Origin of the sequence: Paenibacillus planticolens, from assembly GCF_013141725.1 — a bacterium.
In the GTDB taxonomy this organism is placed as follows: Bacteria; Bacillota; Bacilli; order Paenibacillales; family NBRC-103111; genus Paenibacillus_E; species Paenibacillus_E planticolens.
In genome coordinates, this window is the sequence record NZ_WHNZ01000012.1 from 220414 (window position 1) to 232797 (window position 12384).

Below are 12384 nucleotides of genomic sequence, written 5' to 3' on the forward strand. Positions count from 1 at the left end.
TCACAAAAACGTGCAGAAATCCCCCCTATTCTTTTAAATCATCCCGATAACCAATGATGTAAGCCTTTACATGACAAAGCAGAAAAAAGGGTTGACCAAGTTCATTTGACTCGGTCAACCCTATTGTTTATTTGTTAAACAAACGCCTTTAATTGATGCTGTTTAGATATTAGTTCGTTCAAATCAATCTTCATTTCAAGGGCGTCACGCATCCCCTCAGCGTGTTCACCCAGCTGCTGAAGCATCTGATTTTTCTGCGTCATCAACCAAGTTTCCAACTGATTGGCGTATGCCTCTTCAAGCTCTGATGTTTGACGCTCAATAAACTGCGCAACCGGTCCTGTCATCCGATTTTCCAAATCCGCTCTAAGCTTGCTTTTGCCATCGCCTTCAAAAAATTGCTTCGCATTCTTGAAATGGCTTTGAAGCAGCTTGAGCGAAATATCAGGCGCATCTAATTTGGAACTAATTTCAGGCGTTACAAACGTATTTGACTCATAGGCGCTGCTTTCGAAGCCTTCCATGACTTGACCAAGCTGCTCTTCCCATCGGTTGCGACGGCTGCCGGAAATCAGATTCATTCGATTCTCGACCCGCAGCGTCGTTGCGAGTACTTCCTGCGACAAATCATAACCGATCATACGCAGCAGTTCGCCCCATGCCGACTGAAGAGCTTGCTTAGGATCTTTCGCCTCTTCCCGGAACGTGGAAGGATTGAAGGCGTAATTGTACAATTCGCCGAATCGGAACATCGTACGCTGCTTCACATAATACAGAAGCTCCTGAATCTCTTTCTTCAATTCCTTGAGTTCCGCCTCGAATGGCGTACGTTCCAGCAGTTCTGCCCCCTCACGCTGAGCTTGCTCCAGCTTCATCAACTGCTGCTTGCGCTGTTCTTCGCCGGTTTGAGCGCTCTCCAGCCACTGCTGCATCGTGGCAATCGCCCGGTTCAACTCCAAATTCGCCGCATGGATCGCAACGTCGCTAAGCTCGTTGAAAGTAAACTGCACAAACTCGCCTTCGAACGGACGGATACCCGATTGCGCGACGAGAGTTTCGTTGCCGGTAATTTTTCCCTCTGCCGCCAAATAACTGGAGATGGGATAAATACGCGGATTGCGAATGCCGTGTTGAAGCAAGTTCGTTTCCACATGCGTCATTACGCCTTGAAGCTCTTCCGGACTTGCGGCCAGATCAGCGGCGTTAACGATGAAAAACATTTTATCCATTTCAAAGCTGTCCTTCACGCGGCCAAGCTGCAAGAGGAACTCACGGTCCGCCTGAGAGAACGCATGATTATAATAGGTCACGAAAAGAATCGCATCCGCATTTTTTATATAGTTAAATGCTACACCGGTATGGCGGGCATTAATGGAATCCGCGCCTGGCGTATCAACGAAAATAATGCCTTGCTCCGTCAAAGGGTTCGAATAATATAATTCTATAAATTCAACAAAACAAGACTTGGACTCATCCGCAACGTAGCTTGGAAACTCCTCTTTGGTAATTTTCAATTCTGCGCCCAAATGATCCTTCGCGAGCTGCCAGCCTTTCTCGACAGCTTTTAAAAAGGAATAATGCGGCTTTCCTTTGGCCGTTACGTCAGCAGGCGAAAGAGCGCCTATGCGCTTCAAGGCAGAGGCCATATCGCTTGCTTGCACGCCCAAGATATCCAATGAATAAAGAACGTCCTGCATAATCGCGTCCGCCTTCTTCATCTTCACCTTAGCCGTGCCATGCGGCCAGCCTTCCTGCGGCGGCATGATCTTATTGATCGCCGCCGTCGTCGGGTTCGGCGAGACCGGCAGCACTCTTTCGCCAATCAAAGCATTGGCGAAAGACGACTTGCCGGCGCTGAATGCGCCGAACAGCGCAATCGTGAACGTCCGCTGCCGCAGACGTTCCGATTTCTCGCGCATGGCGCGCGCGATCGACCGCATCGACGGCAGACCGTCGATGAGACCTGCGGCCGCCTGCAAATCGGCGGCCTTGCGCTCCATGCGCCTGCCGTGTTCACCCGAGGTGAACGCGGCAGGCATGGCAGCTGCCTCCGCAGGAGCAGCTGCTGCAGGGCCTGCGGCCGCCGATGCTGTGGCAGCGGCCTGCAGGATCTTATCCATGGAGGTGACATGCAGTCCCCCGCTCAGCGGGGCGGCTGCTTGCTCCTCCATGGGGGTGTACAGCTGCGCGTCCGGCAGCGCCGGCGCAGCCGGTCTTGCCCAGCTGGCCATGCGCAGCAGCTGGGCTGTGGCTGCCGCCTCGGCTTCTTCGAGGCGGCGCAGTTCGCGGGCAGCGCCTAGGCGGCCGCCCAGCGCTTCAAGCTCGGCCGCAAGCGATGCGACCGACCCAGCGCTGTGCTCGCGGACAGCAGCCGCGAGCAGATCAATGACCGCAAATGCCTGTTTGCGGTACTGCTGCTTAATATCGGAAGCAACCTGCTTCATGAAGTTGAGCGTATACTCACCGCCGAATGTAGCGCCGGCGTTCACTTGTGCAGCCAGCCATTCTGTTGTCACTTCCACGCGCAGAGCTTCAATGTGGGCTAAGAGATCGGCATCGTGCTGCCCTTGGCTTTGCGCGGCCTTCTTCAAAGCATCACGCAAATGCCAGTCGAGCTGCGCTTCCACCTGCTCGGATAAATCCGCCTGAAAGGCTGCAAGCCTCTTTTCCGTCTCTAATGCGGTCTGCGCAGCTCTGGAGAAAAATCCTACCTTGAACCCCGGCTTCCGGCTCTCCAAATACGCATGAGCTTGATCCCGGGTCAAGGCTGGCGTGATGTTGGCATTCTCGATGATGCCGCCAACTTCCTTACGAAGCTGCGCCGTCAATGCTTCCGGCAGTCCTTTCAAAACCGCAAGCTCCTTCTGCTTCGCAGCGGCCTGCGCCTCAATCTCCTGCACGTCGCCTTCCTGGCTCATTTGCTCCATCAGCTCAGCCTTCTGCGGCTCATGCTGCTCAGCGAGCCATTTGCCGTGCTCTGCCGCAAGATATCGCGCAGAGGCGTCAATGCTATAGCTGCGCAGCTCGTCGCCTTGCTCAATCAGACGTTTAAGGAGCCATTGCAGCTTCCCATACTCGTTATGAGGATGATTCGGCTCCTTCATCGTAACGAAGAGCAGATCATCCGGCTCGATGCCCCAGTTCAAAAAGGCTTGCTTCGTTCCCTCCTGGTACTGCGCAAACGGCAGTTCCCATTCCTTGTGCTTATCAATCATATTGACAACGAGATAGAGCGGTTTGCCCCACTCCTTCATTTTCTTCGTAAACGCAAGATTCACTTCGGATTGCACATGGTTGTAATCCATCACATAGAACACGACATCCGCCAAATGCAGCGCAGATTCCGTAGATTTATGATGGGCATCATCCGTGGAGTCAATTCCCGGAGTGTCCAACAGCGCCGTATGCCCGCCCAGAAAGGCAATCGGGTATGAAATCTCTACCGTTTCAATGTCGGTCCCGTTCACACAGTAAGCTTCCAACTCGTCAAGGGGAATCGTATTGGTAACTCCCTGCTTGCTCGTATGACGGTGCGTCACATGAGCGCCTGGCGCCCCATTCCGGATGCTCACGATATTCGCGCTTGTTGGAATCGGGGAAGAGGGCAGCAGCCCATGCCCGCAAAGCTGGTTAATTAACGTGGATTTTCCCGCGGAAAAATGGCCGCAGAATGCAATATTCATCCGTCCTGCATCAATTTTTGCGAGCAATTGGCCCAGCTTGCTTGCGTTATCCAGATCCCCTGTTGTTTGCAGATTCGCCTTCATCTTGTTGATCGCATCCGGCATAACCGAAATGCTTGTATCTATCGCTTGCGTCATTCGTCCGTTCCGCTCCTTATTTACCGGTCTTCTTTTAAACATATGGATGATGATACAGAAAAAAATCTCCCAAAGGGAGATTTATTTTTTAGGACATGACTACTTTTTCTTTTTCAGGCAAGAAAATTTCGAATACATCGCGATGCTGTAAAATCGTAATGTCCGACTCCTTCACTTTCATCACAACGACCTCAGTTTTAGTTTTCATTTTGTCTATGTAATTCTGAGGAACCTCGCCTGATTCACTGACTGTTACACCTTCAATGACTTTTTCCTCATTATCGGCTAATGGAGTATTAATCACTTGTTCAAAAATATCAGAGAATAGTTCAAAGCTATTAGTGTATACGGCGATGCATTTCATTCAAATCCCATCCTTTGTCTGCATATCATTTGTTTGTAATAGTTTTCCTAGTTGAGCTTGGTTTCATACGTTTCTTACCCTCACGGCAGTTATCCAATAACGGACAAATCTGGCATTGCGGGTTTTGCGCTTTACAATGATACCGGCCAAAAAAGATCAGTCTATGATGGGTCTGTGTCCACTCATCTCGTGGAACCTTCTTCATCAGCTTCTTTTCCACTTCCAGAACCGAATCATCGGGACCGGCTAATCCCAGTCTCTTGGACACTCGCTCTACATGGGTGTCTACCGCAATGGCTGGGACACCAAAAGCGTTTGATACAACGACATTTGCCGTTTTACGGCCTACACCAGGGAGCTCGACTAAATGTTCGTGCTTCTCAGGGATCTCGCCATCAAACTTGTCCAGCAGCAGTTGACACAACTTTTGAATATTGCTCGCTTTATTTCGAAATAATCCGATCCGGCGAATGTCTTGCTCCAACTCCTCCAAGGGAACGGCCAAGTAATCTTCGGGTCGTTTATATTTCTGAAACAAATCCAATGTCACCTTATTAACGGTTTCATCTGTGCATTGAGCGGATAGCAAAACAGCAATCGTTAATTCAAACGGATTACTGTGACGCAGCTCGCAATGTGCATCCGGAAAAAGTTCACCTATCGTATCCAAAATATGCCTTACTAACTTCTGCGTCATGTCTTTGCTTCCTTAGGGTCGTAATATTCTCCAGTTTAGCGAATTGTGACGTTAGAATCAATGCTTGTTAGCGTCAAAATGAGAACATTTTCTAAAAAATTGCCATATTTATTTTTAAAATAAGAAAAAACCGCCTGCAACAGGAGCCTGGCTCCTATGAAACAGACGGTTTTAACAATTGTTTTGTTCAAAACCTATTTCTCGATTTCCACGATTTTATTATCCAGAACATAGATCATCACTTGATCTCCGGAAACAAAGGAGGATGGTGTTAAAACATCCGTCCCCGTATGGTAATAAGCTCTTGGGAAAAGGCTGTAGGAATTTTTATCTCCTGAGCTCGTTGTTTTAAAATACATAAGATTCACAACAGAGCTGTAGTTATCAACTTCCCGCTTAGATGTAGACGCCACTTGAATGATCAGCTTGTCATTGACGTCTTTCATCACTTGTACGCGATCCCCGACCTTAATGGAGGCGAAATTCCAATCCGCGCCGCCATTCAGCTTAACGCCAAAATTCGTTCCAGCATTAATGACCTGGTTTTTGCCTGTGAAATCTTGAATGGTCAGGGCGGAACTCGCCGCGTTAACCGCAGTAACTTTCCCCATCACCGGTCTCACGATTTCCGCTCTTACTACAGCTAAGCCTTTGAATGTAAGCTTCACATAATCGTCAAGGCCAATATCTGTGATGGCACCTGTGCTTTGATCCGGTTTAATAATCGGAACGCCATCCAAGGATACGACATAAGACGTATTGGCTTCGTCCGTCACTGTAACCTGCTTAGCGTTCACATTGCTCAAAATTGTTTTATATATCGCTGTTTTGCTCGTCACAATTTTGGTTACAATGCCTTGATCAAAGCTTAACAAGAGGCTGACACTGTCCCCGACTTTCAAATCGGAAAGCGCACTGTTCGGCTTATTCGCCAGCTCAACCGTAGGAGCATACTGCAGTTTGAACGTCAAGTTTTGACCGCTGTCGGTTTTTAACGTGATATCGTTCGTTTGCAGGTTTAACTGCGTCAGGACACCGTTCAACTGAGAGGACATTTTAATTTGCGTAATGGTATTTTTCGATACTAGCAAATCAACGTACTTGCCCGCAGTAAACGTAGAACTGAAGTTTGAGAAAGGAAGTGTCGTGCCCGCATATGAAATAGCAACCGTATCCGTCATTTTATACACATGCGGATTCCCTGTATTATCTGTAACCGTCAAGTATTTGGATGTCGGATTGTAGCTGTCGATTTTAGCAAAGTATAAATTATCAATAGAGCGGTTAGTCACAGTAACTAAAGTAACTTTATTGTTCAGTACATCCAGTTTGAGTTGATCGCCTGGGGCAATATCATAAATGCTGGCGGTCGCTAACCCATCGATACGCACTTGGACATTATCAGCCAATAGATAGGATGCTAAAGGTGAGCCCGCCGTTTTCGTGATCGTTAAATAGGTTTTATCATCGCTTATGTCTTTGAGAGTACCTTCAACACTTATACCCACATCGGCCTGCTTCTTAACGGCAATCTTTACGACTTCGCTATTCTTGACCGTATATTCGACCGTATCTCCGACATGCAGCGAGTTCAAATCAACCAAGCTGTTATCTGTGGAAGTAACAATGAGTGCAGAAGAGAAACTGTAAGTCTCCTGCCCGCCTGACTCTGTCCCAAGAATCGTAATTTGCGCCGAATCTTTATTTAAGGTTTGAATTGCACCGTTTGCGGTTTTATTGACTGGCACCTGCTTCACGATGATGGACGTATATTTGTCTGTTTTGACGATTTTACTTTTGCGCAATTGAATCGTGCTGCCTGTTACGATATCCCCAAGGCTGAGACCGCGGCCTTCCGTATCCGTTACGGCAACATCCGATGCCAAATCATAGCTTTCAAAATCATCCAACGTAGCTTTCAAGGCGTTCATATTTAACTTGAGCAATTTGCCTTCTTGAATATCCAATTGCAATTCATCTTTAATGATTTCAACATAGTAAGCCATACCATTCACTTCAACGATCGAGACTTCATACGTTTCTTCGAACGACTTCGGATCGATAGCAATATCATTCTTGTTGCCGTAGAAAACTGCATTCGGTGAAAGCTTATATGTGCTTGTATTCCCCTCTTTATCCATAAGTCCGATCGTACCGCTGGTGAGGCTCGTCAAGTACCCTTTCTTCGCATGCGCCGGCAAGGAAGTCAGGTCTTTCTGAGAGCGGCTTAGGAAGGCCGCCATCTGAGCGCGCGTTACCGCCCCTTTGGGTTGGAACGTCCCGTCTTCGAAGCCATCGACAATTTTCAGAGCAACAGCCGCATTCACATACCCCAAAGTTGTCGAGCTGATTGAGCTATTATCTGTAAACGATGTTTTTGTTTGTGACAAGCTTTGGGCGAAAGCGCCTTTACCGATCGCGCGAATTACGATTTCAGCTACCCATTCTCTGGATGCTTTACGCTGACCCCACTTCTCTTTGGACTTGTCGCTCAGGCTTCTTTCTTTCTCTTCCTCGTTAGAGATCAACCCTTTTTGCAGAGCAACGGCCACGTAATTCCGCGCATAGTTATCGACTAGCATGAAATCAGGAAATACCGTCGTTGAGGTTAATCCGTTAACTTCATCCTGCAAGCCCATCATGCGAACAGCCATAATGAGAACATCCTGCTGCGAAACCGAATTTTCGGCGCGGTACGCACCATCTTCATATCCTTCAATGATTCCCTCCAAGGCCAGCTTGGAAATATGGCGAATTCCCCAGTAGTCTGATTTTACGTCCGGGAAAGAAAGCTTTACGTTATTCGTTGAGATTCCGTTCACGGATTCTGCAGCCAGAACCGGCGTTCCGGCTAAACTTGTTGCAATTAATGAACTTAAAATTGCGCTTGCCAATTTCTTATTTCTCATTTTTCGTATAAACTCCTCTGCTTTTCCATTTAATTAGGTCGTTTGATCGGGTAGGGAAGCTCAATATGCCCCATTAAGCTATCCACTTGTTTTCCATCCTTGAGGATATACAACGCTTTTACTTCGGGAAATTGAAAAGCCGTTTTTTTCAGTGCTTCCAAAAACAGTTCTTCGCCCGGCGCACCCAATTGCGTTTTGGGACCGAAAGCGAGATCAACCTTCAACTCTCCCTTGGCTTTATCCAAAGCTGCGCTTGTAAACTTCAAGTCATCGAACAAAGGAATCGCTTTAGGATCATCGCTCTTTTTGAGCGCATTAAGCGCTGCTTCGTACACGTCGGCTTCTTTTTTATAGGAAATCGTCACATCTTTTTCTACAAGCTTCATTTCATCCTGATCGCTATAATAGGCTTTGATCGTTTTGTGCAGGACAGGCTCCGGTGTCGGACTTGCCGCAACCGTTGGTAGGGGGCTTTCACCGGCAGGCGTTGTAATTGGGACCGTAGTCTGCGGAGCATTACCATTAACCAATTGGTTTTTTTGACCGCAGGCCGTTATAGACAATGTAATGGCACTCACAATTAGTGCCCCTTGTATGAAGCGTCTTGTTTGGGTCATTTCATTCACTCCTTCGCGTTTTGCTTAGCAAAACCAGCATCGTAGCCTAAAATTAGAGTTTCGCCTCTTATTTGAGGTTCAAGTATTCTTTGATAGCAGCAACGAGAGATGAGGCTAACTTGTCCTGGAACGCATCCTTATACATCGCAGTTTCATCGTTCTTATTAGACAAGTACCCTACTTCCAGCAGAACAGCCGGCATGGTCGTTTTCGTGATGACTCTAAAATCAGCTTCGCGTACTTTGCGATCAGGGAATCCTGTAGCCGCAACCGCATTCTTGTGAATGACATTCGCAAAAGCTGCGCTTTCCGGTCTGTTATAGTACGTTTCTGTACCGGATACCGAAGCCTTAGCGCTATTACCGTGAATCGATAAGAAAAGGTCCGCTTGAATGTTATTTGCAAAAGAAACCCGGTCATCCAGCGGAATGAACGTATCATCAGAACGAGTCATCAGGACATTAAGACGCTTGTCCTGTAGAAGAAGCTGCTCTACTTTCTTCGCTGTCGAGAGGGTAAAATCCTTCTCATGCTTGCCCGTTATGGATAATGCGCCTGGATCGTTGTCGCCGTGACCCGCATCGATAACGATAGTCAACTGATGCTCTCCGATTGTCGCTTTCCACTGATTAGGCAGTTTCGAAGGCTGAACCTTAAAGTCTGCAGAGCTTTTCAAATCCAAAATAATTCTTACGGTAGCCGGATTATCTTTGAAATTGGAAAAGCGCACTTTCTCAACAAGCGGATGCTTGGATGCAAGCTCTCCCGCATTTTTGACGAGCTGTTTCTGAAGCGGCTCATCGAGAGTTGTATTCGGGAAATCAAATACGATGCGATTCGGATTAGCTAATTTCATCGTTGTCGGTACGAGAGTGCCGTCTTTGGCGTTAACCGTAAGGTCTTTGTCCGTCAGCACGATCGAGGTCAACAAATGAATGTTGGGATCCGGTATGTTGCTCCCGGTCTCAGTGCCAGTGCCAGTCCCGGTTCCAGTGCCTGTACCTGTACCAGTTCCGTTGCCAGTTCCAGTTCCAGTTCCAGTGCCGTTACCAGTGCCAGTTCCAGTGCCGTTACCATTGCCTGGTTTCGCTGGGGTTGTAGGCGGTGTAACTGGCGTTTTGTCATCCACAACCTCAACCGGTGCTGTTACGGGTTTGGAATCGTCGCTATCTTTTTTAAACATATGAACGGACGAAGTGGATGCGTCCCATGTAAATTCAATACCCAATTGCTCGCCAATGAAACGGAGCGGCAGCATCGTATTGCCTTTGTCAATGATTGGCGCAACCTCCAAGACTTCCTTCTTGCCCTTTATCAGCGCCGACTTGCTGTCGATCACCAATTGAATGTTCACATCATCTTTGACGATTGTTACTTTGCGCGCAGCTTCGTCCCAAGTGACCTTGGCGCCGATTTCTTCTACGATGATGCGAACCGGCACAATCGTATTTCCACTAATAATGCGAGGCTGAACCTCATTAGAAACGAGCCTTTTTTCATTCATAAAGAGCTTAATCGTATTAGGAGCTTCCGCCCCGAAGACAGTTGTAGGGAGCAGCAGCAAAGAAATCAGCAACATGATACAAAATGCAGGAAATTTCATCATTCACCTCTATGTAATGTCGGAATTATAGTCGTTTTCACAAAAATGAGACATCTGTCTCTCAAAACCTAGCAGCAATTGTCCTTAATATGTAAAATAGTCACTTGGCCCGACAGCAAAACCTCCGTCCGTTCGACAATCTAGTAATCTATTAGACGTGGCAAACTGCCAAAAGTTGCATAAAAAACAACAAAAAAGACGCATCCCATGGAATCCCCATTAAGATGCGTCTTCGATTAGAACTTATTTATAAGCCAAACGCTTCGCGTGCGCTTGCTCATAAGCTGTAATTTTCTCTTCATGCTGCAGCGTTAACCCGATATCATCCAAGCCTTGCAGCAAAAATTGACGGCGGTGCTCATCGATATTGAAGGAAATTTCCAGACCGTAATTGTCAGTCAGTTTATTGTTTTCAAGATCGACGTTCAACTTGTAGCCTTCATATTGCGCTGTACGGTTGAACAAATCATCCACTTGCTCTTCCGATAGCTTGATAGGCAAAATGCTGTTTTTGAAACAGTTGTTGTAAAAGATATCCGCATAAGAAGGCGCGATGATAACGCGGAAGCCGAAGTCTTGAATCGCCCATGGTGCGTGCTCACGGGAAGATCCACAGCCGAAGTTCGCTCTGGAGAGCAGAACAGAAGCTCCTTGGAAACGATCCTGGTTCAGTGGAAAGCTCTCGATTACATTACCCGCTTCATCCCATCTCCATTCGAAGAAAAGGAATTGGCCGAATCCGGAGCGCTCGATTCTTTTTAGAAATTGCTTAGGAATAATTGCATCTGTATCTACATTGACACGATCCACAGGACCGACTAGGCCTGTATGTTGTTTGAAAGCTTCCATGTTTTCATTCTCCTTAATCAGCCAAAATTAAGCTTGTTGGTATTCTTTGATTTCCCAATCGCGAACATCGTAGAAATGACCTTTGATCGCTGCAGCGACAGCCATCGCCGGGGATACGAGATGCGTACGTCCACCGCGGCCTTGACGGCCTTCGAAGTTACGGTTGGAAGTGGATGCGCAGCGTTGACCTGGCTTCAGAACGTCTGGGTTCATTGCCAAACACATACTGCAGCCTGCATCGCGCCATTCGAAGCCTGCAGCCGTGAAAATTTTGTCCAAGCCTTCTTTTTCAGCTTGAATTTTAACGCGGCCGGATCCTGGAACGACGATTGCCGTAACACTTGGATCAACGGTGTAGCCTTGTGCGATTGTCGCTGCGGCACGCAGATCTTCGATACGTCCGTTCGTACAAGAACCGATGAAGACATAATCAACTTTCAGATCCGTCATTGGTGTTCCTGGTGTTAAATCCATATATTCAAGCGCTTTTTCAGCAGCTTTACGTTCATTTTCGGTTTCGAAGCTTTGCGGGTCCGGTACAAGAGCAGTCACGCTTGTTCCCATACCCGGGCTAGTTCCCCAGGTTACTTGTGGAATCAAGGTATCCGCATCAAACTCAACTACCCAGTCATACGTTGCTCCTTCGTCCGTTACATACTTCGACCACTCCGCTACGGCTGCGTCGAAATCAGCACCTTGCGGTACATACTCGCGGCCACGCAGGTAGTTGAAAGTCGTTTCGTCTGGAGCAATCAAACCTGCTCTCGCTCCACCTTCGATGGACATGTTGCAAACGGTCATACGCTCTTCCATGGAAAGACCACGAATCGCTTCGCCTGTATACTCGATTACATAGCCGGTCGCAAAATCCGTGCCATATTTCGCAATAACGCCAAGGATCAAGTCCTTCGCCGTTACACCCGGTTTCAAGCTGCCGGTAATACGTACTTCAAGCGTTTTGGCTTTGGATTGCTGCAGCGTTTGCGTTGCAAGAACGTGCTCCACTTCGCTTGTACCAATACCGAATGCCAGTGCACCGAAAGCACCGTGCGTTGATGTGTGACTATCGCCGCAAACGATCGTTTTGCCTGGGTGCGTAAGGCCAAGCTCAGGCCCCATAACGTGCACGACACCTTGATCGATGCTGTCAAGATCGAATAAAGTAACGCCGAAATCACGGCAGTTTTGGGAAAGTGTATCAATTTGCTGTTTGGAAATTGGATCTGTAATATTGAAACGGTCCTTCGTCGGAACGTTATGATCCATCGTTGCAAAAGTCAAGTCAGGTCTGCGAACTTTACGGCCCGATAGACGAAGTCCTTCAAACGCTTGCGGCGATGTTACTTCATGCACCAGCTGCAAGTCGATATAGATAACGCTAGGTTTGCCTTCTTCCTGGTTAATTACGTGATTATCCCAGATTTTCTCGAACATCGTTTGTTTACTCATATCCAGTCACCTCTTGTCATTATCCGCTCAATTTGTTAATGTCTTACCCTCATACGTAGTGTAGCATGGTTATCG

8 protein-coding genes are annotated in these 12384 nt (G+C 47.6%); all 8 read right to left on the bottom strand.

All coding sequences use genetic code 11. The features are described from left to right. Positions 1 to 134 precede the first annotated feature (134 nt). Positions 135 to 3821: a dynamin family protein gene (locus tag GC097_RS03830; protein ID WP_171682020.1), complete on the bottom strand. Its 3687-nt coding sequence runs from the start codon at positions 3819 to 3821 to the stop codon at positions 135 to 137. 88 nt (positions 3822 to 3909) lie between these two features. After that, on the bottom strand, positions 3910 to 4185 hold the full coding sequence (locus tag GC097_RS03835; protein WP_171682021.1) for an NAD/NADP transhydrogenase alpha subunit: 276 nt from the start codon (positions 4183 to 4185) through the stop codon (positions 3910 to 3912). Positions 4186 to 4210: 25 nt separating this feature from the next. Further along, complete coding sequence (gene nth / locus GC097_RS03840) at positions 4211 to 4882, bottom strand: endonuclease III (RefSeq protein WP_171682022.1); 672 nt, start codon at positions 4880 to 4882, stop codon at positions 4211 to 4213. Between the two features lie 194 nt (positions 4883 to 5076). Then, positions 5077 to 7791, bottom strand: a complete 2715-nt coding sequence (locus GC097_RS03845; RefSeq protein ID WP_171682023.1) for an S-layer homology domain-containing protein — start codon at positions 7789 to 7791, stop codon at positions 5077 to 5079. 29 nt (positions 7792 to 7820) lie between these two features. Then, the gene (locus GC097_RS03850; RefSeq protein ID WP_171682024.1) at positions 7821 to 8408 is read right to left on the bottom strand and encodes a GerMN domain-containing protein; all 588 of its coding nucleotides are present in this window, start codon (positions 8406 to 8408) and stop codon (positions 7821 to 7823) included. Positions 8409 to 8475: 67 nt separating this feature from the next. Next, a complete protein-coding gene (locus tag GC097_RS03855) occupies positions 8476 to 9987 on the bottom strand; it encodes an N-acetylmuramoyl-L-alanine amidase family protein (RefSeq protein ID WP_171682025.1) in 1512 nt (503 codons plus the stop codon). A 267-nt stretch (positions 9988 to 10254) separates the two neighbouring features. Continuing rightward, positions 10255 to 10860 carry a 3-isopropylmalate dehydratase small subunit gene (gene leuD / locus GC097_RS03860; protein WP_171682026.1) on the bottom strand — a complete coding sequence of 202 codons (606 nt, stop codon included), beginning with the start codon at positions 10858 to 10860 and terminating at the stop codon, positions 10255 to 10257. A gap of 27 nt (positions 10861 to 10887) precedes the next feature. After that, positions 10888 to 12309 carry a 3-isopropylmalate dehydratase large subunit gene (gene leuC / locus GC097_RS03865; RefSeq protein ID WP_171682027.1) on the bottom strand — a complete coding sequence of 474 codons (1422 nt, stop codon included), beginning with the start codon at positions 12307 to 12309 and terminating at the stop codon, positions 10888 to 10890. Positions 12310 to 12384: the final 75 nt, after the last annotated feature.